This window comes from Stenotrophomonas sp. MH181796 (assembly GCF_009659995.1).
Taxonomy (GTDB): Bacteria; Pseudomonadota; Gammaproteobacteria; order Xanthomonadales; family Xanthomonadaceae; genus Stenotrophomonas; species Stenotrophomonas riyadhensis.
In genome coordinates this window covers 301,535-326,236 of the sequence record NZ_RAHU01000002.1, presented here as the reverse complement: position 1 = coordinate 326,236, position 24,702 = coordinate 301,535, and the positions used below count along the sequence as shown (strand labels likewise).

Below are 24,702 nucleotides of genomic sequence, written 5' to 3'. Positions count from 1 at the left end.
GCCGCGTTCGCAGGATCTGCGACGGCCGGTCGTATCCTTCCGGCCATGATCTCCTCCACCTACCAAGGCTTCCGCACCGCACCGATCCCGTCTGGCTGGGTCCAGACCGGGGAGCGTTGGGATCTGTGGTGGAACGGGCGCTCAGTCGCCAATATCACTCCGGCGCCCGGCCGCGGTGTCCGGCTTCACCTGGATGCGCGAAAGATCTTCGAGACCAAGAAGGTTTTTGCCGCCAGCGTGTCTCAGGGCAAGCGCTACGCCGAACGCTGGTGCGCCGCCAGGTTGTACTCCGACCTGCCTTTGCGCGAGGCCGTTGCCCGCTTGACCGACAGCCCCCCGATTCAGCCGGCACCGCCACCGCCAGGCCTTCCGCCAACCCGCGAGCAGCAGCAACAGGCCCGGCGCCTGGCTGAGGCAACGGCCACCGCCACGGCCCGGGTCAAGGAAGCGTTGGAGCCGGCCAAGCCATCGGCGACCAAGCCCCGCCCAAAGGACGCCCGCAAGGCGTGGATGAGGGCAGGGCTGCAGCAGATGCGGCGGGGTGTGTAGGCGTCATCCGGCCCGCAGCTTCACCACATTGCCATCGCGTAGTCCATCGAGGTAATCGGCCCAGACCTGCATCATCCGCACCCGCTCCTGCAGGTGCGATGTGCGGTTGTACGCCCGGCCGTTGGGATCCTTCACCGCGTGCGCCAGCTGGTGCTCGATGATGTCCGGCCGGAAGTGCAGGACCTCATCCAGAATGGTGCGAGCGGTCGCGCGGAAGCCATGGCCGGTCATCATCGTGCGGTCGTAACCCATGTTGCGCAGCGCTGCGGTAACGGCGTTCTCCGACATCGGGCGTTTGGGATCGCGGGCGCCAGAGAACACCCACTTGTGCCGCCTGGTGATCGGCTTGATGTCCTCCAAGATCTGCAGCGCCTGCTTGGACAGTGGAACCAGGTGTGCAGCACGCATTTTCATCTTGCTGGCGGGAATGGTCCACACGGCCGCGTCGAGGTCGAATTCGTCCCATTCCGCATGCCGCAGTTCGCCAGGACGCAAGAACACCAACGGTGCCAGCCGCAGCGCCGAGCGGGTGATGGCAGACCCGCTGTATGCCTCGATGGAGCGCAGCAGGCCACCCAGCTGCCCGGGGTCGGTAATCGCGGCATGGTGGGCCTCCTTCGGCGGCGCAAGCGCTCCCTTCAGGTCGGCAACCGGATTTCGCTCGGCGCGGCCGGTGGCCACGGCGTACCGCATGATCTGGCCGCAGTTCTGCATGATCCGGTGCGCGGACTCGATCGCACCGCGGTCCTCAATGCGCCGGGCCACCCGGAGGAAGTCCGGCGCGGTTAGGTCAGCTACAGAGCGCGAACCGAGCCACGGGAATACGTCGTTCTTCATCCAGGCTTCGACCTTCTCCGCATAGTTCGGCACCCAAGGGCGTGTGGCCAGCCACTCATTGGCGATGGTCTCAAAGCTGTCCGAGCCGAGGGCGGAGTGGGCTAGGGCAGCAGCCTTCTTCTGCGCGCCCGGGTCGACGCCTCGGGCCAGCAGCCGGCGGGCTTCGTCGCGGGTCTCGCGCGCGCGAGCTAAGGAGACATCCGGGTACAGGCCGATCGACAGCAGCTTCTCCTTGCCGGCGATGCGGTACTTCCAGCGCCAGCTGCGCGCGCCGGTCGGGGTGAGGTAGAGGTACAGGCCGCCGCCGTCGGTGATCTTCTGCGGCTTGTCGCTGGGCTTGGCGCGCCTGATGGCGGCGTCGGTCAGAGGCATTGGGGGTATCGCTTCAGTGGATGCGGTCGGATACCCCCTGATATACCCCCACCGTCTCATGGATTGAAACGGATTGCCCCGGTCTGCTGCGGACAATAAAAAAGCCCGGAAACCCTTGTGATGCGGGGGTTTCCGGGCTTCTCCGGTCCTTGACGGACCGTTCGTTGGTGGAGGTGGGCGGAATTGAACCGCCGTCCGAAGGCACTCCATCCCCAGCACTACATGCTTAGCTCACCGTTGGGTCTCGTCCCCGAACAGCACGGTGCGCAAAGCGCATCCGGGAACCAGCCTGTTGTGTTCTAGTGCCGGACTGACAGGCAGCCACCCAGCGCGATTCCATGATAGTGACTCTACACCGCGAGCATGGACACAAGCGGTTTCGAGGCTTAGGCCTTAAGCGGCCAGAGCGTAGTTGTCGTCGTTGGCAACTAGAGTTTTGCAGCTGGATTTACGAGGAAAGCTACCCCCTCGGCATGCGCCAGGCGACTTCACAACCCCCGTCGAAACCAATGCACCCCCGGTTTCTTCAAGCATTGCAAGGCTTTGGGGCCAATGCCGTCATAAAAGCTGACACTGACCCTGCCCAACGAGACGGATCTTACGGCAATCTTCCTGAACAGTCACGCGGGTGAGCGTCCGGCTCCCAGCTGATTGGCACGTTGCGATTCCTTGGGGCGCCGTGCTCGAATTTCCGGATACCACTCCACGGGGGGCTCATGGCCATTTCCGTCAGCCCCGGCAACTGGGGACAGTATCGGATCGGGCAAGAGGTGCGCGGTGGCATGCTGTCGGCTGAATCGTCCTGGTACATCCAGCCACACGCAGATCGGGCGGCGAAGGCCCTCGCGGCGGCGTTTCCGGCAACAGGTCCTGCATCAGGGCTGCAGGCCGATCTGTTGTTGAAGGCAGTGGCATCGGTCTGTGCTCAAGACGGGCCGCAATAGCGCCAAACGCTGAAGCGGGCCGGCGTAGGTGCGATCAGGCTTGATAGCATCCAGATTCCTGAAGTGGAGCCAGTGGAAGGACGCCATGACGCTTGACGTTGCAGTAACAGATGAACCCAGCGACGAAGCGCTGGAGGTGATTGGCACTGGCTTGGATCAGTTCAATGTTGACGCTGCGGGTTACGCCGATCGGCGCACACTGGCGGTGCTGGTCACCGATCCGGCCAGTGGCGAGGTGGTAGGGGGCCTTACCGGGCGAACCTCACTGGGCCTGTGGTTCGTGGATCTGTTCCATCTGCCAGCGGCCCATCGCGGCAACGGGCTGGGTTCGCGTGTGCTGAAGGCCGCAGAGGATGAAGCGCGGCGTCGCGGTTGCCGTTCCGGCGTGCTGTACACCCTCAGCTTCCAGGCGCCCGACTTCTATGTGAAGCATGGATGGGTCGTGTTCGGCCGTGTGCCATGCGATCCGGTCGGCACATGCAGGGTGTTCCTCAGCAAGGATCTGTCGGCGGGGTGAGCGCTGCGGGCGAGCCGCGCGTCCTGTCAATCCGCAACTTGTTGTAGAGCGTCTGTCATAGCGGATTGCTAACTTCGTGGGCACGAATTTGCGACACACTGGCGACGACCATCCGGGCCAGGACAGACACGGAGACTGTGGGTGACCGATGCAAGCCAACAACGCAGTCTGCGACAGCTGATCGGGCCGGTCGGTGCCGACTACCAGCGGCGTGCGCTGCCGCCCGGCTGGGTCTGGGCGGTGCTGGCGGTGCTGCTGGCGGCCACGTGGCTGACCGAGCTGCCGGCCACCGCCGCCGCCGCGTTGGTGGCCAGCGCGGTGGTGGTGCATTGGTCGCAGCGCGGCCGCATCCATTGGCTGGGGTGGCGCCTGCCGGGTCTGGCGGTGCTGGCGGCCCTGCTATGGGGGCCGGAAGTGCTGTCGCAGTGGTTCGAGCACGGATTGGCCGTGGTCCTGATGTCGCTGGCCAGTCTCAGTATCGGTGTGCACGTCTGGCAGTCGCGGCAGATGGCCCGACAGCTGCAGGGCGCGGCGGATTCGCTGGATGACGCCCAGTTGCTGGCGCTGCTGCCGGCCGATGCGGCCGAACTGGCCCGGAAGTGGCGGGCGGGCGATGACCGTTATGCGCCGGAACTGGCGGTGGTGATGCACCTGGCAGTGATGCACGCGGCGCTGGCGCCGCGGATGCGCAGGCAGGGCGTACTGGCGGGGTGACCTGCCTTTTGTAGCGTCGAGCCATGCTCGACTGCTTTTCTTACCGAAGCCGAGCATGGCTCGGCTCTACAGAAAGCCAAGGCAGTCGAGCATGGCTCGACTCTACATGGTCGTGTGCAGCCGCCTTATGCGTCGCGGTTCCCGCGACGCATCACACGCTGTTTCTCGATCGCCCAGTCGCGGTCCTTGGCGGCATCGCGCTTGTCGTGGGTCTGCTTGCCCTTGGCCAGCGCGACTTCGAGCTTGATCTTGTTCTTGCTCCAGTACATCGCCGTCGGCACGATCGTATAGCCATCGCGCTCGACCTTGCCGACCAGCTTGTCGATCTCGCTCCGGTGCAGCAGCAGTTTGCGCTCGCGCCGGTCATTGGCCACCACATGGGTCGAGGCCTGGATCAACGGGGTGATCTGCGCGCCGATCAGGAAGATCTCGCCGTGCTTCACATAGGCGTAGGCGTCGATGATGTTGCCGCGGCCAGCACGGATCGACTTCACCTCCCAGCCCTGCAGGGCCAGGCCGGCCTCGAAGCGCTCTTCGATGTGGTACTCGTGGCGGGCACGCTTGTTCAACGCGATGGTTTTGTTGGCCGTCGCGCTCTTTGCTTTATCCTTGCCGCTGTTCTTGCTCATTTCCGTATTGTCTCCGATTCGGGCCCGCCCGGTCGATTGCCGAAACGTCCTGTATTCATGCCTACTATCCGCCGCAGCGCCCTGGTCGAACATTCGGCCGCGCGCATGTTCGACCTGGTCAACGACGTCCAGGCCTATCCGCGCCGCTTCCGCTGGTGCTCGGCTGCCCAGATCCTGGAGCAGGGCGAGGACCGCCTGGTGGCGCGCCTGGACCTGGGCCTGGGTTCGTTCAGCACCTGGTTCCAGACGGAGAACACCCTGCAGCGCCCGCACAGCATCGATATGCAGCTGCGCGATGGCCCGTTCAAGCAGTTGCACGGTCGCTGGGAATTCCATGCGCTGGCCGAAGATGCCTGCAAGGTCACCCTCACCCTGGAATTCGAACCCAGCTCGCGCCTGCTCGGTCCGGCCCTGGCGATCGGCTTCCAGGGATTGGCCGATCGGATGGTCAATGATTTCGTCCGCGTCGCCGACGAGGCCTGAGCGATGATCGAGGTCGAGGTGGTGCTGGCCTGGCCGCAGCGGGTGCTGTCGTGCCGGTTGCAGCTGGACGAGGGCGCGACCGTGGCCGATGCCATTGCTGCTGCCGCGCTGGACGGCACTGCCGACTGCCCGGCGGTGGCCGTGCATGGCGTATTGGCACGTCCGCAGCAGGCCTTGTTGGATGGCGACCGTATCGAACTGCTACGCCCGTTGCTGGCCGACCCCAAGGACAACCGCCGGCGACGCGCGCTCGGCGGTTGATTCCCGCGACCCGTCCGCGAGGACGGGCAGGGGGCCTCAGCGGCCCTTCTTCTTCTTGTCCTTCGGCAGGTTGCGGCCGAACTGGCGCACGGTCTGCTGGGCCAGGGCCTTGTCGTTGCCCGGGAAGTAATCGCCTTCCCAGCGGGTCACGTTGTCATTGTCGAAGAACACGGTGAAGTTCTTCACCTCGGTACGGCCCAGGCGGTTCACGTGCTGGCTGGAGGTGTAGTCCCAGCGCTGGGCGTGGAACGGGTCTGGAATGGACGGGGTGCCCAGCAGCGCAGTGACCTGCTGCTTGCTCTGCCCGACCTGCAGCTTGGCCACGGCATCTTCCCGGATCAGGTTGCCCTGATAGATGGGTTGCTTGTAGATGATGCCGCACCCGGTGGTGGACAGGGCGACGGCGGCGACCAACAGGAGATTGCGCATCGGGACTGGCGGTTGGGGAAATCAAACCGATGATACACTCCCGGCGTGCCACCGCGACCCAATCCGAGGCAGCTGGCGCTAAATCGCCAATGAACGGAGACCTATGGAAACCCACGACCTGCGTAAAGTCGGCCTGAAGGTGACCCATCCGCGGATGCGGATCCTGGCGCTGCTCGAGCAGCGCAATGCCCAGCACCACATGACCGCCGAAGACATCTACCGCCAGCTGCTGGAGCACGGCGACGAGATCGGCCTGGCCACGGTGTACCGGGTGCTGACCCAGTTCGAGGCCGCCGGCCTCGTGCTCAAGCACAATTTCGAAGGCGGCCAGGCCGTCTACGAGCTGGACCGTGGCGGCCACCACGACCACATGGTCGACGTGGACAGCGGCAAGATCATCGAGTTCGAAAGCCACGAGATCGAAGAGCTGCAGCGCAAGATCGCGGCCGACCACGGCTACGAGCTGGAAGAGCACTCGCTGGTGCTGTACGTGCGCAAGAAGCGCAAGTAAGCCGTTCCAGCCAGCTGGATGCGACGAAACCCCGGGCTTGCCCGGGGTTTTTCATTGGGTGGGGTCAGAGCCCTTTCCCCTGGGAAAGGGCTCTGACCCCAGGGGTTTCGGATGCGCCCAGCAACACCTCCAGATCCACCGCCTCGGCCATCGCCCGGTTGCCCGCATCGCCCGGGTGCAGGTGGTCGCCTGAATCGTAGGCGGCAGCCATCCGTGACGGGTCGGACGGGTCACGCAGCGCCGCATCCAGGTCGATCACCGCATCGAACGGGCTGTCGCTGCGCAGCCAGGCATTGAGCTGTTGGCGCAGTGCTTCCTTCTCCGGCTGGTAGTAGTCGTCCAGCGGCGTGCCGGGCAGGGCGCCAGCGAACGGCGTCAGGGTGGCACCCAGGATGCGTAGACCCCGCCGATGGGCCAGTTCGGCCAGGGCGCGATAGCCGGTCTGCAGCTCGGCCAGGCTGGGCCGGGGTTGCGCGCGGGCAAAGGCGGTGCCGGGCCAGCTGATGTCGTTGATGCCGATCAGCACGATCATGCTGTCCACGCCGGGCTGATCCAGTGCGTCGCGCTGCAGGCGGGCCAGAACCGACTCGCCCATGCCGTCGCGCAGCAGGCGGTTGCCGGAGATGCCGGCGTTGACCACGGCTACACCGCGCGGAGCCAGGCGTACGGCCAGGTGGTCGGTCCAGCGCTGGTCCTGATCGAGGCTGGCGGTGGCGCCATCGGTAATCGAGTCGCCGATCACCACCACGCTGCGTGCGCTGTGGGCGGCCTCGACCTCGATCCCGGTCAGCAACAGGCGGGTGGTAGTGGAACTGGCCCCCTGCAGGTCGCGTGCCCGGGTCTGGTCAGCGCCGGCGATCCAGCTGGTCTGGCGGCCCTCCCAATGGAAGGTCTGCAGTGGCGTCGGCCCCGGCACAAAGACACTGACCTGCAACGCCTGGCGGTCTTCCGTGGCCAGTGGCAGCGGATCGCTCAGCCGTTCCTGACCGGGGCCGATCAGCACCCCGGGCTGGCCGTCGAAACTGAGCGGCTGCGGGGTGGCACCCGCCTGTGCGGCCACGCTGGCCGCCCCGATCCGCAGTGGCTGGGTGCCGTAGGCATTGCTCAGCCGCACCCGCAGCCGGGGCCCGCCCAGGCTGATGCGCGCGGTCTGCCGGAACGTCTGGTCCTGCAGTGTGGCCGGGACCAGGGTCGGGAACAGGAATTCGGCGCCCCAGACCGGTTGCGGACTGGCCTGCCAGCTGGCGACCCAGTGCGGGGCCGGGGCGGCGCTGGCTGCGCTGGACAGGACGATCAATGCGGTGGTGGTGAGCTGGTTGAAGCGGTTCATCGGGCAATCCCGGGAGGAGGGAGCGCCATGGTGATTTCCCGCTCATCTGTGAACTAGACTGCGCATGGATAATCATCTGTGAATCGGATTCATCATCATGGCGCGGCCTGACATCAACCGATCCGGCGAACTGGAAGTGTTCGTGCGGGTAATCGAGACCGGTGGCTTCTCCGCCGCCGCACGCACCCTGGACATGACGCCATCAGCGGTGAGCAAGCTGGTGGCCCGGCTGGAGCAGCGGCTGGGTACGCGCCTGCTGCAACGCTCCACCCGCCAGCTGCAGCTGACCCCGGAAGGCTGCGCGTTCTACGAGCGCGGCTTGCGCGTGCTGGCCGACCTGGAAGAGGCCGAGCGTTGCGCCAGCGCCCATGCCGAGCCGCGCGGGCGGCTGCGGGTCAACTCCAACGTGCCGTTCGGCCAGCATTTCCTGTTGCCGCTGCTGCCGGCATTCCTGGAGCGCAATCCGCAGGTGGGGGTGGATCTGACCTTGAACGACGAGGTGATCGACCTGCTTGAGCAGCGCACCGATGTGGCGGTGCGGGCCGGCCCGCTGAAGAGCTCCAGCCTGGTGGCGCGACGGCTGGGTGCGACGCGGATGATGATCGTGGCCGCGCCGGCCTACGCGCAGCGGCACGGCCTGCCACGCAACACCGAGGAGCTGCAGTCGCACAACCGTCTGGACATCGGCCACGCACGTGCGATGCAGGGTTGGCCGCTGTTGCAGGATGGTCGCGAACGCATGCTGCTGCCCAGTGGCAATGCCCGCGCCAGCAACGGCGATGCGCTGCGCCAGCTGGTGCTGGGTGGGCTGGGCATGGCGCGGCTGGCGACCTACCAGGTGCAGGAGGACATCGCTGCCGGACGCCTGTTGCCGGTGCTGGAGGAGGCCAACCCCGGTGACCTGGAAGAGGTGCACGCGGTGTTCCTGGGACAGGGTGGCTACCTGCCGCTGCGGGTGCGCGCCTTCCTTGATTTTCTGGTGGAAACGGTGGATCTGGCACTACCTCGCGCGTTGTAGATCCACGCCATGCGTGGATAACCGCGAACAGGCCTCAGACCTGCAGCAGCTTGCGTGCGGCGGCGCGCGCTTCCTTGCTCACTTCCACGCCGCCGAGCATGCGCGCCAGTTCTTCCTCGCGTGCCTTGCTGTCCAGCTTCTCCACTGCGCTCTGGGTCATGCCGTCCACCGGCGCCTTGCTGACCCGGTAGTGGGCATGGCCCTTGGAGGCGACCTGCGGCAGGTGGGTCACGCACAGCACCTGGCGCTTCTCGCCAAGGGCGCGCAGCTTCTGACCGACGATGTCCGCCACCGCGCCGCCGATGCCGGAGTCGACTTCGTCGAACACCATGGTCGGTACTGCATCCAGGTCCAGCGCGGCCACTTCGATGGCCAGCGAGATGCGGGACAGTTCGCCGCCCGAGGCGACCTTGCGCAGGGCGCGCGGCGGCTGGCCGGCGTTGGCCGCGACCAGGAATTCCGCGCGTTCGGCACCCTGCGGATCGGGCTTGCCGTTGTCCTGCGGCTCCAGTTCGATCAGGAACTGGCCGCCGCCCATGCCGAGCTCGGCGATGATGCCGGTGGTGGTGGCCGACAGTTCGGCGGCGGCACCGCGACGGCTGGCGGTCAGCACTTCGGCCTGTACGCGCCAGGCGGCGGCGGCCTTGTCGATCTCGCCGGCGAGGCGCTGCAGGCGTTCGTCGGCGCCGCGCAACTGTTCCACTTCGGCATGCATGCGTTCGCGCTGCGCGCCCAGCTCGTCCATCGGCACGCGATGCTTGCGCGCCAGGTCGTGCAGGCGGCCGAGGCGGCGCTCGTTCTCCTCGAACTGTTCCGGGTCGGCGTCGAGGTCGTCATGCACCCGGTCCAGCAGCGACAGGGCTTCGTGCAGCTGGATCGAGGCATTCTCGATCAGGCTGTCCACCTCGCCCAGGCGCGGGTCATGTTCGATCAGGCGCGACAGCTCGTGGCGCACCTGCTGCAGCAGGTCCAGCGCGGAACTGCCGTCGTCGCCGTTGAGCTGGTTGCTGGCCGCCTGGCAGGCGCTCAGCAGGGCGCTGGCATGGGCCTGGCGGCGGTGGCTGGCGCCGAGCGCGGCGATCGACTCCGGTTCCAGGTCCTCGCGGTCCAGTTCGCGCAGCTGGTGCTCCAGGAAGCCGATCCGGTCACTGACGTCGCCCTGTTGCGACAGTGCCAGTGATTCGTCGACCAGCGCCTGCCACGCGGCGGCGGCGCGGCGCACCTGGCGGCGCTCCGCCTCGTTGCCGGCATAGGCGTCGAGCAGGGCCAGCTGCGACGGGCGCGTCAGCAGGGCCTGCTGTTCGTGCTGGCCGTGGATCTCCACCAGCAGCGAGGCCAGGTCGCCCAGCTGGGCCAGGGTCACCAGGCGGCCATTGATCCACGCCCGCGAACCGCCATCGGCGCGGATCACGCGGCGCAGCTGGCACTGTTCCTCGTCGTCCAGCTCGTTGTCGGCCAGCCACTGGCGCGCGGCCTGCAGCTGGTCCAGCGCGAATTCGGCGGAAAGCTCGGCGCGCGCGGCGCCATGGCGGACCACGCCGCTGTCGGCGCGCAGGCCGGACAGGAAGCCCAGCGCGTCGACCATCAGCGACTTGCCGGCGCCGGTCTCGCCTGAAACCACGGTCATGCCTGGCCCGAACTCCAGTTCGGTGGCGCGGACGACGGCGAAATCCTTGATCGAAAGATGTCTGAGCATGGGTAAGGGGGTATCAGCAGCCGCGCAACGCTAGCACGCGGGCGAGGGAGGTCCAATGACTTGCCAAGGTGATGCGCCGCCATTATCTAGTGTCCGTGTCTCACAGGTTGATTCCATGCACGGTTCTCCCGACCAGCTTGCCCCGCGTGCGCGCCATCTGCTGCGCACGCTGATTGCGCGTTACATCCAGGACGGTGAGCCGGTCGGCTCGCAGACGCTGGCGCGCGTGGCTGGCCTGGAGGTCAGCCCGGCCACCATCCGCAACATCCTCGGCGACCTGGAAGACCTGGGGCTGCTGGCCTCGCCGCACACCTCGGCCGGGCGCATCCCGACCGCGCATGGCTATCGGGTGTTCGTCGACAGCCTGCTGCAGATGCAGCCGCCGGGCGAGGGCGAGCTGGCCCGGTTGCGCCAGGAACTGGCCAGTGGCGGCAGCACCCAGGCCCTGCTCGGCAGCGCCTCGGAGCTGCTGTCGGCGATGAGCCATTTCGTCGGCGTGGTCAGCGCGCCGCGGCGCGAGCAGTTCGCGTTCCGCCAGATCGATTTCGTGGCGCTGGACGGGCGCCGGGTGCTGGCGATCCTGGTGTTTGCCGACAACGAGGTGCAGAACCGCGTCATCGAGACCCGCCAGGAGTTCGCGCCAGGCCAGCTGGAGCAGGTCGCCAACTACCTCAATGCCCATTTCGCTGGCCTGCCGATGGCCGAGATCCGCACCCGTCTGCTGCTGGAGCTGCGTGATGCCCGTTCGGAACTGGAGCAGCTGCTGGCACACAGCATCGAACTGGCCGAGCAGGCCCTGCAGCCGGCCGCTGACGACATGCTGGTGGCCGGCCAGACCCGCTTGATGGGGGTGCAGGACCTGTCCGACCTGGAGCGCCTGCGCGAGCTGTTCGAGCTGTTCTCCAGCAAGCGCGAGATCCTGCAGCTGCTGGAACGGACCATCCAGGCCCCGGGCGTGCGCATCTTCATCGGCGAAGAGACCGGGATGATGCCGCTGCAGGGGGTCTCGCTGGTCACCGCCCCGTACACCGCCAATGGCCAGGTACTGGGCGTGCTGGGCGTGATCGGCCCCAAGCGGATGGCCTACGACCGCATGATTCCGCTGGTCCAGGCCACCGCCGATGTGCTCGGTGCGGCCTTTTCACCGGCCGGGCGCACTCCCGGAACATCCGACGCTTGAAACGCAGCATCCCGCCCACACTAGGGTGGGTGGAGGCGGAGATTGACCGCCAGGGACCCAGACATGAACCACGAACATCCAGATATCGAATCCCAGCAGACGGCCGCCGATGCGGCCGCCGCCGCCGGCGTCAACGACGAAGTGGAGCGCCTGCGCGCCGAAGTCGAGCAGATCAAGGCCGATGCGCTGCGTGAGCGCGCCGACCTCGAGAACCAGCGCAAGCGCGTTGCCCGTGACATCGAGCAGGCCCGCAAGTTCGCCAACGAGAAGCTGCTGGGCGAGCTGCTGCCGGTGTTCGACAGCCTGGATGCCGGCCTGAAGGCCGCGGGCGACGACCCGCATCCGCTGCGCGAAGGCCTGGAGCTGACCTACAAGCAGCTGCTGAAGGTCGCCGCCGACAATGGCCTGGTCCTGCTGGACCCGATCGGCCAGCCGTTCAACCCGGAACACCACCAGGCGATCAGCCAGGTGCCGACCCCGGGCGCCGCCCCGGGCAGCGTGGTGACCGTGTTCCAGAAGGGCTACCTGCTCAACGAGCGCCTGCTGCGGCCGGCGCTGGTGGTGGTGGCCGCCGATTGATCGGCCGGGCCGGGCGATGCCCGGTCCCGGTCGTGCCAGGCCATGCCTGGCAAGGTTTTCCAGGCGCTGAACACAGCGTTCGGGAGATGGCTTGAATGTTCCACGAGCCTCCCCCACATCGTATTCATCCACCGGCCGAGCGGCCGGACTGACCCCAACAAGCATCCTCAGGAGTCTCCCCCATGGGCAAGATCATTGGTATCGACCTCGGCACCACCAACTCGTGCGTGGCGATCATGGACGGCGGCAAGGCCCGCGTCATCGAGAATTCGGAAGGCGATCGCACCACCCCGTCGATCGTCGCCTACACCAAGGACGGCGAAGTCCTGGTCGGCGCCTCGGCCAAGCGCCAGGCCGTGACCAACCCGAAGAACACCTTCTATGCGGTGAAGCGCCTGATCGGCCGCAAGTTCACCGACGCCGAAGTGCAGAAGGACATCGCCCACGTCCCGTACAGCATCCTGGCCCATGACAATGGCGACGCCTGGGTGGCCACCAGCGACGGCAAGAAGATGGCCCCGCAGGAAATCTCGGCCAAGGTGCTGGAGAAGATGAAGAAGACCGCCGAGGACTTCCTCGGTGAGAAGGTCACCGAAGCGGTCATCACCGTGCCGGCCTACTTCAACGACAGCCAGCGCCAGGCGACCAAGGACGCCGGCCGCATCGCCGGCCTGGACGTCAAGCGCATCATCAACGAGCCGACCGCGGCCGCGCTGGCCTATGGCCTGGACAAGGGTGACAACAAGGATCGCAAGATCGTGGTGTACGACCTGGGCGGCGGCACCTTCGACGTCTCGGTGATCGAGATCGCCAACGTCGACGGCGAGAAGCAGTTCGAAGTGCTGGCCACCAACGGCGACACCTTCCTGGGCGGCGAAGACTTCGACAACCGCGTCATCGAGTACCTGGTTGAAGAGTTCAACAAGGACCAGGGCATCGACCTGCGCAAGGATCCGCTGGCCCTGCAGCGCCTGAAGGACGCCGCCGAGCGCGCCAAGATCGAGCTGTCCAGCGCCCAGCAGACCGAAGTGAACCTGCCGTATGTCACCGCTGACGCCTCGGGTCCGAAGCACCTGAACATCAAGCTGACCCGCGCCAAGCTGGAAGCGCTGGTGGAAGACCTGATCAAGAAGTCGATCGAGCCGTGCCGCGTCGCCCTGAACGATGCCGGCCTGCGTTCGAGCGACATCAGCGAAGTGATCCTGGTCGGTGGCCAGACCCGCATGCCGAAGGTGCAGCAGGCGGTGACCGAGTTCTTCGGCAAGGAACCGCGCAAGGACGTCAACCCGGACGAAGCCGTGGCACTGGGTGCTGCGATCCAGGGCGGCGTGCTCGGCGGCGACGTCAAGGACGTGCTGCTGCTGGACGTGACCCCGCTGTCGCTGGGTATTGAGACCATGGGCGGCGTGTTCACCAAGATCATCGAGAAGAACACCACCATCCCGACCAAGGCTTCGCAGGTGTTCTCCACCGCCGAGGACAACCAGTCGGCCGTGACCGTGCACGTGCTGCAGGGTGAGCGCGAACAGGCCCGCTTCAACAAGTCGCTGGCCAAGTTCGACCTGTCCGGTATCGAACCGGCCCCGCGTGGCCTGCCGCAGGTGGAAGTGTCCTTCGACATCGACGCCAACGGCATCCTGCACGTGTCGGCCAAGGACAAGAAGACCAACAAGGAACAGAAGGTCGAGATCAAGGCCGGTTCGGGCCTGTCCGAGGAAGAGATCGCGCGCATGGTCGCCGACGCGGAAGCCAACCGCGAAGAAGACAAGAAGTTCCAGGAACTGGTGCAGGCCCGCAACCAGGCCGACGCCCTGATCCACGGCACCCGCAGCGCCATCACCGAGCACGGCAGCAAGGTCGGCGGCGATGTCATCGGCAAGGTCGAGGCGGCGCTGGCCGACCTGGAAACCGCGATGAAGGGTGACGACAAGGCACAGATCGAAGCCAAGTCGAAGGCACTGGAAGAAGCCGGCCAGTCGCTGTTCGCCGCCGCTTCGGCCGACCAGGGCGGTGCCGCCCCGGGTGCCGACGCCGGCAATGCGGGCAAGCCGCAGGATGACGTGGTGGACGCCGAGTTCACCGAAGTCAAGGACGACAAGAAGTCCTGATCCGGACCGACACGGGACGCTGGCCATCAGCGTCCCGTTGTCGCATCAGGGTCCTGACCGCCCACCGGCGTGTCGGGGCGCCCGACGCAAGAGCGGACCTGGTTCCGCTCTTCCGCTTTGACGAATCCCGACTTTCCGGAACCCGATTCACGATATGAGCAAGCGCGATTACTACGAAGTGCTGGGCGTTGCCCGCACCGCCACCGACGACGAGCTGAAGAAGGCCTACCGTCGCTGCGCGATGAAGTTCCACCCGGACCGCAACCCGGGTGATGCGGCGGCCGAAGCCTCCTTCAAGGAGTGCAAGGAAGCCTACGAAGTGCTGTCCGACGGCAACAAGCGCCGCATGTACGACAGCCACGGCCACGCCGCGTTCGAGCACGGCATGGGCGGTGGCGGTCCGGGCGGCCCGGACATGAACGATATCTTCGGCGATATCTTCGGCAACATCTTTGGCGGTGGTGGCGGTGGTCCGCGCCAGGCCCGTCGCGGCGCCGACATCGGCTACGTGATGGAACTGGACCTGGAAGAGGCCGTGCGCGGCGTCGAGCGCCGGATCGAGATCCCGACCCTGGCCGAGTGCGGCGACTGCGATGGCAGTGGCTCGGAGGACGGCAAGGTCGAGACCTGCAATGTGTGTCATGGCCGCGGCCAGGTGCGCATCCAGCGCGGCATCTTCGCCATGCAGCAGGCCTGCCACAACTGCGGCGGCCGCGGCCAGATCATCGCCAAGCCCTGCAAGACCTGCCACGGCAATGGCCGTGTCGAGGAAGACAAGGTGCTGTCGGTGAAGGTGCCGGCGGGCGTCGATACCGGCGACCGCATCCGCCTGCAGGGCGAGGGCGAGGCCGGCCCGGCCGGTACGCCGCCGGGTGACCTGTACGTGGAAGTGCGCGTGCGCGAGCATGCGATCTTCCAGCGCGATGGCGACGACCTGCACTGCGAAGTGCCGATCCGCATCTCGCAGGCGGCGCTGGGTGACACCGTGCGCGTGGCGACCCTCGGCGGCGAAGCGGAAATCCGCATCCCGGCCGAGACCCAGACCGGCAAGCTGTTCCGCCTGCGTGGCAAGGGCGTACGTTCGGTGCGCAGCCGCAACGAGGGCGACCTGTACTGCCGTGTGGTGGTGGAGACCCCGGTCAACCTCACCAACGAGCAGCGCAAGCTGCTGGAGCAGTTCGAGGCCACCTTCGTCGGCGAGGAAGCACGCAAGCATTCGCCGAAGTCGGCCACCTTCATGGATGGCGTGAAGGGCTTCTGGGACCGGATGACGTCCTGAGTTTTTCGACGGAAGCGATGAACGATAGCGCCGGGCCATGCCCGGCGTTGTCGTTTGTGGTGCAGTAGATCCAGGCCATGCGTGGATGCCGTTCAAAGGATCAGCGGAAGAACGCCGCCGGCGTCTGCCCCAGCTGCCGCTTGAACATGCTGGTGAACGCGCTGGGGCTGTCGTAACCCATCGCCAGCGCGACATCGATGACTTTGTCGCCGACCGCCAGTCGCTCCAGGGCGGCCAGCAGCCGCGCCTGCTGCCGCCACTGCCCGAAGGTCATGCCCAGTTCGCTGGCGAAATGACGCTGGATGGTTTTCACGTCCACCTGCAGCGCCTGCGCCCAGTCCAGCAGGGTGGCGTCGTCGCCGGGATGCTTCTGGATGTGCTGGCAGATCCGCTGCAGGCGCGGGTCGGTGGGCGAGGGCAGGTGCAGCGGCAGCACGTCCATGCGGTGCAGCTCGTCCAGCAGCAGGCGCACCACGCGGCCATCCCGGCTGTCCTCTTCGTGTGCGGTCTCTATCAGGCTGGCGGCCAGCAGCAGTTCGCGCAGCAGCGGCGCTACCTGCACCGCGAACGCTTCGTCCGGCAGATGGGGCGCGAAATCCGGCTCCACGTACAGGCTGCGCATGTGTACTTCGGCAATGCAGTCCACCGCATGCGCCATGCCGGCCGGCACCCAGATCGCGCGGGTCGAGGGTACGACCCAGCGGCCGCCGTCCGCACGCACCACCATCAGTCCGGACATGGCGAACACCAGCTGGTGACGGCGATGCCGGTGGGGCGCGATGTGGGTGCCGGGTTTGTAGTGGCGGGCGCGGCAGGTCACCGGGCGGTGCACCGGAACCTCGTTCCACGGCGCAGTCTCGCGGACCGGGCAGGGAGTGTCCTTTTTGCGATATGCCATGACCCGAACGCGGCAGAAGGGAGGAGGAGCCCACCGTAGCATGCGTGGCTCGCCCCCAACCTGACTGTGTCCATGTCGACCCTGGCTTCTCCCGCAACGACCTCACGCCCGGTGGCCCCCGGCGTGCTGGCCGCCATCTCCACCTCGCATGTCGTCAACGACATGATGCAGTCGCTGATCCTGGCCATCTATCCGGTGATCAAGGGCGGCTTCAATCTCAGCTTCACCCAGATCGGCCTGATCACGCTGACCTACCAGCTTACCGCCTCGATCTTCCAGCCCTTGATCGGCATGGCCACCGACCGTCGCCCAGCCCCGTACTCGCTGCCGATCGGCATGGCCTCGACCCTGTGCGGCATGCTGCTGCTCGGCTTCGCACCGAACTACGCGGTGGTGCTGATGGCGGCGGCGATGGTCGGCATTGGCTCGGCCATCTTCCATCCGGAAGCCTCGCGCATCGCGCGACTGGCCTCGGGCGGCCGTCACGGCTTCGCGCAGTCGGTGTTCCAGGTGGGTGGCAATTTCGGAACAGCGCTGGGCCCGTTGATCGCCGCCGCAGTGATCGTGCCGTATGGCCAGCACGCTGCATCGTGGTTTGCCGGTGCTGCCCTGATCGGCATCGCATTGCTGACCTATGTCGGTCGCTGGTACGCGTTGCATCTGGGTACGCCTCGACCGGTCAGCACGGCTGCGATGGCGCCGCGGCATCCGCCGCGCACCGTGGCCAAGGTACTGGCGATCCTGCTGGTGCTGATCTTCAGCAAGTACTTCTACATGGCCAGCATCGGCAGCTACTTCACCTTCTACCTGATCCACCACTTCGGCATCCCGGTGGCGCAGGCCCAGCTGCATCTGTTCGCGTTCCTGGTAGCGTCCGCCGCCGGCGGCTTCCTTGGTGGCCCGCTGGGTGACCGCATCGGCCGCAAGCCGATCATCTGGACCTCGATCCTGGGCGTGGCCCCGTTCGCGCTGATGCTGCCGCATGCTGATCTGCTGTGGACGACCGTGCTGGCGGTGCTGATCGGCGTCGTGCTGTCGTCGGCGTTCTCGGCGATCGTGGTGTACGCGCAGGAGATGATGCCGCACCGCATCGGCATGGTGTCCGGCCTGTTCTTTGGTTTCGCATTCGGCATGGGCGGGCTGGGCGCTGCTGTGCTGGGCCTGCTGGCGGACAAGACCAGCATCGAGTACGTCTACCAGTTGACCGCGTTCCTGCCGCTGCTCGGCATCGTGGCGGCGTGGCTGCCGCCGTCGCGGCCTGCTGCTCACTGAGGGGGTTGGGTTTGCAGGGCTTGCAGCCCTGCACCCGCAGAGGCAACGTCAACAGCAGAAGCGGGCTATCCGTGGGTTGGCGGGGTGGGTCCGGTTGCAGGGGACGCCGTAAACCCATCCCTGGGGGCTTGGCCGCGGCATCCATGCGGCGGACACCCCTGCAACCGGACCCACCCCGCCTTCGACAGTTTTCCGTGATCTGCCGGAACGGCTTACTGCTCTGGTAGGTGTCGACCTTGGTCGACACGGTAGATCCACGCCATGCGTGGATGACTCATTCGATGTCTGACAGATGTGTCGACCAAGGTCGACACCTACCAACAGCCGCGCGGAACAACAGCCGCAGTTACCAACAGCCGTGTGAACCTGTCGAAGGCGGGGCACTGTGGGTTTGCGGGGTGTCAGCGGCATGGATGCCGCTGCCAAGCCTACAAGGACGTACTTGCGGCGTCCCCGCACTCCGACACCGCCCCGCCACCCCACGGAATGCCGCTTTGGCTTCGGCCGTTGCGGTTGCCGTTGCATTGAGCAGGTGCAGGGCTGCAAGCCCTGCCGAAAACTCCCTTGGGCGTAGAATGCGGGCATGAGCGAATCCCTTGATAACCACCTGGTCCACGGCCGCCGCCAGCGGCCCGATGGTCCGTCGCCGATCGATGTCATCTCGGTCCAGTCGCAACTCGTCTACGGTCACGCCGGCAACAGCGCCGCCGTTCCGCCGATGCGCGCGCTGGGCGTGCGCGTCGCGGAAATCCCGACCGTGCTGCTCAGCAACGCGCCGTTCTACGACACCACCCGCGGCCGCGTGCTGCCCGCCGACTGGTTCGCCGACCTGCTGCTGGGCACCCACGAGCGCGGCCTGCCGCAGCGGGCGAAGATGCTGGTTTCCGGCTACTTCGGCAGCACCGCCAACGGTGCCGCCTTCGCAGACTGGCTGGGCGAGATCCTGCCGGCCTGCCCGCAGTTGCGTTACTGCCTGGACCCGGTGATCGGTGACACCCATACCGGCCCCTACGTGGAACCGGGCCTGGAGGCGATCTTCGCCGAGCGATTGCTGCCTCATGCCTGGCTGGTGACCCCGAACGCCTTCGAACTGAATCGTCTGACCGGCATGCCGGCACTGGCCGAGGCCGATGCCATCGCCGCCGCGCGCACGCTGTTGGACCGTGGCCCGCACTGGGTGATCGCGCACAGCGTGGGCGGTAACCCGGGTGAGCTGGTGACCCTGGCGGTCGGTCGCGAGGAGACCTGGCGCTGGACTTCGCCGCTGCTGCCGGTGGACGTGGCTGGCACCGGTGACGTGTTGATGTCGTTGGTGGTGTCGTTCCTGTTGCGAGGTGAATCGATGCAGCAGGTGATCTCGCGTGCGATTGCCGGTACTCATGCGGCATTGGAAGCGACTCTGGACAACGGCTTCGAAGAATTCGACGTGATCGCGGCGGCGCCTGCCGCGCTGGCCGAAGGCACGCGCTTCCGTGCCGAACGCGTGGCATGAGCGGTCTGCACGAACGCACGCCGCGCACGGTCGGTATCGTCGGTAGTGCTGGCGCCTATGGGCGCTGGCTGACCCGTTTCTTCCAGCAGCACATGCAGCTGCAGGTGATCGGCCACGATCCGGCCGATCCGGATTCGCATACGCCGGAACAGCTGCTGGCGCAGGCTGATGTGCTGGTGTTCTCGGCGCCGATCCGGCATACGCCGGCGTTGATTGCCGAGTACGTGCAGCAGTCGGCAGGCCGCGAGCGGGGCAGGTTGTGGCTGGACGTGACCTCGGTGAAGGAAGCGCCGGTGCAGGCGATGCTGGGTTCGCAGGCAGAAGTGGTCGGCCTGCACCCGATGACTGCGCCCCCCAAGGCGCCGACCCTGAAGGGCCGGGTGATGGTGGTCTGCGAAGCGCGGCTGCAACACTGGCAGCCATGGGTCGATACGCTGTGCACGGCGCTGCAGGCCGAGTGCGTGCGGGCCACGCCGCAGCACCACGACCAGATGATGGCGCTGGTACAGGCGATGGTGCATGCCACCCACCTGGCCCAGGCCGGTGTACTGCGCCAGTACCAGCCACAGCTGGGCGATCTGGCCGCAATGATGCCGTACCGCTCGGCGTCGTTCGAGCTGGATACGGCGATCATTTCGCGCATCCTGTCGCTGAACCCGGCGATCTACGAAGACATCCAGTTCGGCAACCCGTACGTGGCGCCGATGCTGGAGCGGCTGGTCGGCCAGCTGCAGGCGCTGCAGGCGCAGGTCGGGCAGGGCGACGACCGTGCGCGTGGTGCATTCCGCGAGCAGCTGCTGTCGGCCAACCGCAGTGCCTTCGGTGAGCAGGCCGTGGCCGAGGGCAACTACACCTTTGAACGCGTGGGTTATCTGCTGGCCGACCTGACCGAGCGCAATGCGTTGTCGGTGCACCTGCCGGAGGATCGGCCGGGTTCACTGCGTGAGCTGCTGAACGTGTTCGAGCAGCACCACATCAGCCTGGCCTCGATCCACTCCTCGCGGACGCCTGGCGGTGAGGTGCATTTCCGTATCGGATTCGTGGCCGGCAGCGATGCTGCAGCGATCGCCCGGGCGGCGGCCGAGGTGGACGCCAGCGGCATCGGGCGGGTACTGGGCTGAATTCATCCACAGGCGGTGTGGATGGATTCTGAGCAAACGTGTGGATAACCTTGTGCAGGCCTTGCCAGGCAAGGCTGTCAAGATGCCTGGCCAAAAAATGATCACGCCTTTTGTAGAGTCGAGCCATCCTCGACCGCCTTGGGCAAAAAGGCGTGTCGACCAAGGTCGACACCTACCAGAGGCAAAAGGCGTGTCGACCAAGGTCGACACCCACCAGAGCGGGGCGATACGGAATCCGGTAGCGCCGGGCCATGCCCGGCGAACCTCAGATCGTCAGTCGCAGTTCGCCGCCGCTGGTGGTGAATTCGCGGCCATTGCGAACCAGATGACGCCCGTCATCCAGCTCGTAACGCGGCGTGGCTTCAGAGTGATGCCCGCTGCCATTCGCCTCGGGCTTGAACTCGATGATGATGTGGCTTTCGCCATTGCTGTCCACTGCAGGGAACTGACGGAACGACATCGTGCACCTCCTTCAACGGATGCTGCTGTTCGCCGCCAGCTTGGTCCCGTCGACGTTAGCCGGCCGTCATCAATCGATGAACTGCAGGCGTGCAAGTTCAGCGTACAAGCCACCTTCGGCCAGCAGTTGCGCATGCGTGCCCTCGGCGACGATACGGCCCTGGTCCATCACCACGATGCGGTCGGCCTTGAGCACGGTGGCCAGGCGGTGGGCGATGACCAGCGTGGTGCGGCCGGCCATCAGCCGCTCCAGCGCCTGCTGCACGCTGTGCTCGCTCTGCGCATCCAACGCGCTGGTGGCTTCGTCCAGCAGCAGGATCGGCGCGTCCTTGAGCAGTGCACGGGCAATTGCCACGCGCTGCTGCTGGCCGCCGGACAGGCGGGCACCGCGCTCTCCCAGCTCGCTGTCGTAGCCCTGCGGCAACGCGCGCAGGAAGCCATCGGCCTCGGCCGCTCGCGCGGCATCTTCGACTTCGGCGTCACTGGCCTGCAGGCGGCCATAGCGGATGTTGTCGCGCGCACTGGCCGCGAACAGGGTGGGCTGCTGCGGCACCAGCGCCAGTTGCGCGCGCAGCTCGGCCGGGTCCACCTGGCGCACGTCGATGCCATCCACGCAGATGCGGCCATCGGCCGGGTCGTGGAAGCGCAGCAGCATCGAAAGCACGGTGCTCTTGCCCGCCCCCGACGGACCCACCAGCGCCACGGTCTCGCCCGGACGCACGTGCAGGTTGAAGTGGTCCAGCGCAGCCTGGTCCGGGCGTTGCGGATAGTGGAACACCACATCATTGAACTGGATCTCGCCGCGCAAGGGCTGCGGCAACGCGTGCGGCTGTGCCGGCGCACGGATCTCGATGTCTTCCTGCAGCAGTTCGCCGATGCGGCCCATGCCGCCGGCCGCGCGCTGCAGCTCGTTCCATACTTCGGCCAGTGCGCCCACCGAGCCGCCGCCGATCAGTGCATACAGCACGAACTGGCCCAGCGTACCGGCGCTGAGGCGGCCGTCGATGACGTCGTGCGCGCCCAGCCACAACACACCGACGATGGCGCCGAATACCAGCAGGATGGCGCTGGCGGTGACCAGCGACTGTGCGCCGATGCGGCGACGGGCGGCGCCGATGGCATCACCGAGAGCCTTGTCGAAGCGTCCGCGCTCGTACGGCTCGCGCGCATGTGCCTGCACCGTGCGCACCGCCCCCAGGGTTTCACTGGCCAGGCTGTTGGCATCGGCGATGCGGTCCTGGCTGTTGCGTGCGACCGTGCGCAGCTTGCGCGCGCCGATGATGATCGGCAGCACCGCCAGCGGAATGCCGAGCAGCGACCATGCGGCCAGCCGCGGACTGGTGACGAACAGCATTGCCAGGCTGCCGATGACGGTGACCGTGCTGCGCAGCGCCACGGACATGGTCGAGCCGACCACGCTGCGCAGCAGTTCGGTGTCCGCGGTCAGGCGCGAGACCAGTTCTCCGCTGCGGCTGCGGTCGTGGAAGCCCGCGCCCAGCTGGATCAGGTGGGCATACAGCTGGCTGCGCAGGTCGGCCACGACCTTTTCGCCAAGCAGCGATACGAAGTAGAAACGCGCGGCGGTACCCAGCGCCATCACCACCGCGACCAGCATCAGCAGGGCGAAAGCGCGGTTGATCTGGCCACCGCTGCTGAAACCGTGATCGATCATCTGCTTCACCGCCGGAGGCAGGCTCAGCGTGGCGGCCGAAGACACCGCCAGGGCCAGCAGCCAGGCTGTGAACAGGCCACTGTGGCGGCGCACGAACGGCCACAGCGCACGCAGGCTGCCGAGGCGGCGCAGCGGCGGGGTCGAAGCGGGAGCGTCGTCCTTGTCAGTCATCCTGGTCGTCGTCTTGTATGCGGATACGGTCACGGGTGGCGTCGCGCAGGCGGATTTTCAATGCGTCGACCTGATCGGCGGGCAATTCGACCCGCAGGCACACGCCATTGGCATCGAACTGTTCATCGCGCTTCTCGGCCCCGAAGGCGGGCAGGGCAGCATGCAAGGTGCCCAGGTCTTCAAAACCAGCCAGCAGCTGCAGGCGGGACATGGCGACCAGCGGCAGGCGTGGCGCGGTGCGCAGGCATTCGGCCGCAGCGCCGCCATAAGCGCGTACCAGGCCGCCTGCACCGAGCTTGATGCCGCCAAACCAGCGCGTCACCACCACCATCACCCGGTCGAAGCCCTGCCCATCAATGGCGGCAAGAATCGGCCGCCCAGCGGTACCCGCGGGCTCGCCATCGTCGCTGGAACGGTAGTCCTGCCCGTGCCGGTAGGCCCAGCAGTTGTGCGTGGCATCGACCACCGCGACCTGCTGCAGAAACGCCATCGCCGCTGCGGGGCCATCGATCAGCGTGGCATGGGCGATGAAACGGCTGTGCTTGATTTCCAGCGTGTGGCTGACCGGCTGGGCGAGGGTATCGGGCATTCCCACCATTCTACGGTGTTGCTGCCGATTTCCGTGGCACTCAGTCGTCCAGCAGCGGGCGCAGGTCGCGCGGCAGACGCGATTCCGGGTACTGCTGGATGTAGCGTTCCAGGCTGGCGCGGGCGAGGTCGCGCTGGCCCTGATCGCGGCGTTCGCGGATCTTTTCCAGCCATTGCCGGCGCGGCAGGCGTGCATCCGCGCTTACTTCAGCCTGCACCGCATCCGCGCTCAGGCCCGCATCGCTGTTGCGCTGCATGACGCCGGGCGCGGAACGGCGGGTCGCCTCGCGCTTCATCGAAGTGATCTCGACCCGGTCCTGCATCACGGCGGGTTCGGCGTCGACGTCGGCGGCGTTGGCGACCGGTGCCGCCGCCGTACGCGCCTTCAATGCGGCTGCAGGAGCCGGAGCCGGCAAGGTGGGGGCCGGTGCCGAGTACGCAACAGGGGCCGGCGGCGCAGGAGGTGCCGCGGCTGGTGGCGGCGGCAACGCTGCGAACGCGGTATCGGCGGCGGCTTCTGCGGCCATCGATGGTGCGGCCCGCACCGGCGCTGGAGGCGCTTGCGCCGGGGCAGGCTGGCGCAAGCGCGCGATGGCAGGTGCGGGGGTATCGGCGGCCGGGATTGCAGCCGTCTTCGGGGGCGCAAGCGGTGCGGTCGGCGCGGCGGCCGGCGCCGCAGCCGCGCTGTCGGCCGCACCGCTATCAGCAGCCTGGTCGGCGGTGGAGACGTCGGCGGCCGCCGGTGCCGCGGCAACAGCGGCCTCACCGGCAGGAACCGGGGGCGGCTCCGGGCGCAGCTGCCAGGCAATGCCGATTGCGAAGACCATCGAGGCGGCGATACCGAACACCGCCGGCCAGCGTGGGCGCGCGCGTCGCGCGCGCGCGGCGTCCGGCGAGGCGGCGGCATCGGCGGACGGAGCGTCCACGGCGGCGCGGGCCGCAGCCAGGATGGCGGCATCCAGGGCAGCTGGCGGTGCCTGTTCGGCGCGATGGCCGAGCAGGCGGGCCAGCTCGCGTTCTTCCGGCGTCAGCGGTTCGTCTCGGTTCATGCGTTCAATCCCGCACGCAGCTTGTCCATCGCATAGCGCAGCCGCGATTTCACGGTTTCCCGGCCTACGCCGGTGATCTGGCCGATCTCCTCCAGGCTCAGTTCCTGATCCAGCCGCAGTTGCAGCACTTCGCGCTGCTCCGGCGGCAGTTGTTCCATCGCCAGCTGGATGCGGCGACGCTGTTCGAATTCGGAAAGCTCCGCTTCCGGGGTCTGCCCATCCTCGATTGCGGCCAGGCGCAGATCGGCGTCGGCCGGCGCGGCGGGGCGATGGCGGGCGGCGCGCCAATGGTCGTTCAGGCGGTTGTGGGCGATGCGGAACAGCCAGGTGCTGAACGCGGCCTCGGGCTGCCAGCCGGCGCGGGCGCTGATCACCCGTTGCCAGACGTCCTGGAAGATCTCTTCGGCCAGCGCGTTGTCGCGCAGTTGCCGCAGCAGGAAGCCGAACAGGCGCTTGCGATGGCGCGCATACAGGCTTTCGAAGGCACGCAGGTCACCACCGGCCCAGGCCAGCATCAAGGCTTCATCGGTTGGCAGTGCGCTGG

At 66.9% G+C, this 24,702-nt stretch carries 26 protein-coding genes and 1 other RNA gene; 15 read left to right on the top strand and 12 right to left on the bottom strand.

The window, feature by feature from the left end; all coding sequences use genetic code 11:
* Positions 1-45 precede the first annotated feature (45 nt).
* Positions 46-549 carry a hypothetical protein gene (locus D5301_RS05240; protein ID WP_153855045.1) on the top strand — a complete coding sequence of 168 codons (504 nt, stop codon included), beginning with the start codon at positions 46-48 and terminating at the stop codon, positions 547-549.
* A 3-nt stretch (positions 550-552) separates the two neighbouring features.
* Here the strand turns inward: D5301_RS05240 and D5301_RS05235 are convergent, their stop codons facing one another.
* Together D5301_RS05235 and ssrA are read right to left on the bottom strand one after the other, a co-directional pair.
* The gene (locus tag D5301_RS05235) at positions 553-1,758 is read right to left on the bottom strand and encodes an integrase arm-type DNA-binding domain-containing protein (protein ID WP_228756321.1); all 1,206 of its coding nucleotides are present in this window, start codon (positions 1,756-1,758) and stop codon (positions 553-555) included.
* Positions 1,759-1,923: 165 nt separating this feature from the next.
* Positions 1,924-2,277: a transfer-messenger RNA gene (ssrA, locus tag D5301_RS05230) on the bottom strand.
* A gap of 197 nt (positions 2,278-2,474) precedes the next feature.
* Here ssrA and D5301_RS05225 point away from each other — a divergent pair.
* The 3 genes from D5301_RS05225 (at position 2,475) to D5301_RS05215 (ending at position 3,933) form a co-directional block, all read left to right on the top strand.
* A complete protein-coding gene (locus tag D5301_RS05225; protein ID WP_228756320.1) occupies positions 2,475-2,702 on the top strand; it encodes a hypothetical protein in 228 nt (75 codons plus the stop codon).
* A gap of 85 nt (positions 2,703-2,787) precedes the next feature.
* Positions 2,788-3,219, top strand: a complete 432-nt coding sequence (locus tag D5301_RS05220) for a GNAT family N-acetyltransferase (RefSeq protein WP_049462621.1) — start codon at positions 2,788-2,790, stop codon at positions 3,217-3,219.
* 141 nt (positions 3,220-3,360) lie between these two features.
* Positions 3,361-3,933 carry a hypothetical protein gene (locus D5301_RS05215; RefSeq protein ID WP_110711985.1) on the top strand — a complete coding sequence of 191 codons (573 nt, stop codon included), beginning with the start codon at positions 3,361-3,363 and terminating at the stop codon, positions 3,931-3,933.
* Between the two features lie 125 nt (positions 3,934-4,058).
* Here D5301_RS05215 and smpB read toward each other — a convergent pair whose 3' ends face one another.
* Positions 4,059-4,562, bottom strand: a complete 504-nt coding sequence (gene smpB, locus D5301_RS05210) for an SsrA-binding protein SmpB (protein WP_005409231.1) — start codon at positions 4,560-4,562, stop codon at positions 4,059-4,061.
* A gap of 57 nt (positions 4,563-4,619) precedes the next feature.
* Here smpB and D5301_RS05205 point away from each other — a divergent pair, with 57 nt between their 5' ends.
* Both D5301_RS05205 and D5301_RS05200 read left to right on the top strand, forming a co-directional pair.
* A complete protein-coding gene (locus D5301_RS05205) occupies positions 4,620-5,045 on the top strand; it encodes a type II toxin-antitoxin system RatA family toxin (RefSeq protein ID WP_087922269.1) in 426 nt (141 codons plus the stop codon).
* A gap of 3 nt (positions 5,046-5,048) precedes the next feature.
* The gene (locus D5301_RS05200) at positions 5,049-5,306 is read left to right on the top strand and encodes an RnfH family protein (protein WP_110711986.1); all 258 of its coding nucleotides are present in this window, start codon (positions 5,049-5,051) and stop codon (positions 5,304-5,306) included.
* 36 nt (positions 5,307-5,342) lie between these two features.
* Here D5301_RS05200 and bamE read toward each other — a convergent pair whose 3' ends face one another.
* Positions 5,343-5,735: an outer membrane protein assembly factor BamE gene (gene bamE, locus D5301_RS05195; protein ID WP_153855043.1), complete on the bottom strand. Its 393-nt coding sequence runs from the start codon at positions 5,733-5,735 to the stop codon at positions 5,343-5,345.
* Between the two features lie 103 nt (positions 5,736-5,838).
* On the opposite strand from bamE, the gene fur reads away from it, so the two are divergent.
* Positions 5,839-6,246: a ferric iron uptake transcriptional regulator gene (gene fur / locus D5301_RS05190; RefSeq protein ID WP_005409235.1), complete on the top strand. Its 408-nt coding sequence runs from the start codon at positions 5,839-5,841 to the stop codon at positions 6,244-6,246.
* Positions 6,247-6,310: 64 nt separating this feature from the next.
* On the opposite strand, the gene D5301_RS05185 is transcribed toward fur, so the two are convergent.
* Positions 6,311-7,576 (bottom strand): SGNH/GDSL hydrolase family protein, encoded by a 1,266-nt coding sequence (locus D5301_RS05185; RefSeq protein WP_153855042.1) that lies wholly within the window; start codon positions 7,574-7,576, stop codon positions 6,311-6,313.
* Between the two features lie 97 nt (positions 7,577-7,673).
* On the opposite strand from D5301_RS05185, the gene D5301_RS05180 reads away from it, so the two are divergent.
* Positions 7,674-8,594, top strand: a complete 921-nt coding sequence (locus tag D5301_RS05180) for a LysR family transcriptional regulator (RefSeq protein ID WP_153855041.1) — start codon at positions 7,674-7,676, stop codon at positions 8,592-8,594.
* 34 nt (positions 8,595-8,628) lie between these two features.
* Here the strand turns inward: D5301_RS05180 and recN are convergent, their stop codons facing one another.
* Positions 8,629-10,290, bottom strand: a complete 1,662-nt coding sequence (gene recN / locus D5301_RS05175; protein ID WP_153855040.1) for a DNA repair protein RecN — start codon at positions 10,288-10,290, stop codon at positions 8,629-8,631.
* A 115-nt stretch (positions 10,291-10,405) separates the two neighbouring features.
* Between recN and hrcA the strand changes: the two genes are divergently transcribed.
* From hrcA to dnaJ, 4 genes are all read left to right on the top strand, one after another.
* Positions 10,406-11,470, top strand: coding sequence for a heat-inducible transcriptional repressor HrcA (gene hrcA / locus D5301_RS05170; RefSeq protein WP_107432375.1), 1,065 nt, complete (start codon positions 10,406-10,408; stop codon positions 11,468-11,470).
* Positions 11,471-11,533: 63 nt separating this feature from the next.
* Positions 11,534-12,049, top strand: a complete 516-nt coding sequence (grpE, locus tag D5301_RS05165) for a nucleotide exchange factor GrpE (protein WP_032128290.1) — start codon at positions 11,534-11,536, stop codon at positions 12,047-12,049.
* A 182-nt stretch (positions 12,050-12,231) separates the two neighbouring features.
* Entirely contained in the window at positions 12,232-14,157 is a 1,926-nt protein-coding gene (gene dnaK, locus D5301_RS05160; RefSeq protein ID WP_093999974.1) for a molecular chaperone DnaK, read from the top strand.
* A 154-nt stretch (positions 14,158-14,311) separates the two neighbouring features.
* Entirely contained in the window at positions 14,312-15,436 is a 1,125-nt protein-coding gene (gene dnaJ, locus D5301_RS05155; protein WP_153855039.1) for a molecular chaperone DnaJ, read from the top strand.
* Positions 15,437-15,536: 100 nt separating this feature from the next.
* Here dnaJ and D5301_RS05150 read toward each other — a convergent pair whose 3' ends face one another.
* Positions 15,537-16,334, bottom strand: coding sequence for a helix-turn-helix transcriptional regulator (locus tag D5301_RS05150; RefSeq protein WP_153855038.1), 798 nt, complete (start codon positions 16,332-16,334; stop codon positions 15,537-15,539).
* Between the two features lie 72 nt (positions 16,335-16,406).
* Between D5301_RS05150 and D5301_RS05145 the strand changes: the two genes are divergently transcribed.
* From D5301_RS05145 to D5301_RS05135, 3 genes are all read left to right on the top strand, one after another.
* On the top strand, positions 16,407-17,606 hold the full coding sequence (locus tag D5301_RS05145) for an MFS transporter (RefSeq protein WP_153855037.1): 1,200 nt from the start codon (positions 16,407-16,409) through the stop codon (positions 17,604-17,606).
* Positions 17,607-18,189: 583 nt separating this feature from the next.
* Positions 18,190-19,098: a pyridoxal kinase gene (gene pdxY / locus D5301_RS05140; protein ID WP_153855036.1), complete on the top strand. Its 909-nt coding sequence runs from the start codon at positions 18,190-18,192 to the stop codon at positions 19,096-19,098.
* Complete coding sequence (locus D5301_RS05135; RefSeq protein WP_110711995.1) at positions 19,095-20,219, top strand: prephenate dehydrogenase; 1,125 nt, start codon at positions 19,095-19,097, stop codon at positions 20,217-20,219. Before pdxY ends, D5301_RS05135 begins: the two co-directional genes overlap by 4 nt.
* A 265-nt stretch (positions 20,220-20,484) precedes the next feature.
* Here D5301_RS05135 and D5301_RS05130 read toward each other — a convergent pair whose 3' ends face one another.
* From D5301_RS05130 to D5301_RS05110, 5 genes are all read right to left on the bottom strand, one after another.
* Entirely contained in the window at positions 20,485-20,679 is a 195-nt protein-coding gene (locus tag D5301_RS05130; RefSeq protein WP_049466425.1) for a hypothetical protein, read from the bottom strand.
* Between the two features lie 69 nt (positions 20,680-20,748).
* Complete coding sequence (locus tag D5301_RS05125) at positions 20,749-22,521, bottom strand: ABC transporter transmembrane domain-containing protein (protein WP_153855035.1); 1,773 nt, start codon at positions 22,519-22,521, stop codon at positions 20,749-20,751.
* Positions 22,514-23,110, bottom strand: a complete 597-nt coding sequence (locus D5301_RS05120) for a YigZ family protein (protein WP_153855034.1) — start codon at positions 23,108-23,110, stop codon at positions 22,514-22,516. The genes D5301_RS05125 and D5301_RS05120 overlap by 8 nt, the downstream gene beginning before the upstream one ends.
* Before the next feature lie 40 nt (positions 23,111-23,150).
* Positions 23,151-24,158 carry a hypothetical protein gene (locus tag D5301_RS05115; RefSeq protein WP_153855033.1) on the bottom strand — a complete coding sequence of 336 codons (1,008 nt, stop codon included), beginning with the start codon at positions 24,156-24,158 and terminating at the stop codon, positions 23,151-23,153.
* Positions 24,155-24,673, bottom strand: coding sequence for an RNA polymerase sigma factor (locus tag D5301_RS05110; protein WP_229298213.1), 519 nt, complete (start codon positions 24,671-24,673; stop codon positions 24,155-24,157). The genes D5301_RS05115 and D5301_RS05110 overlap by 4 nt, the downstream gene beginning before the upstream one ends.
* Positions 24,674-24,702 lie beyond the last annotated feature (29 nt).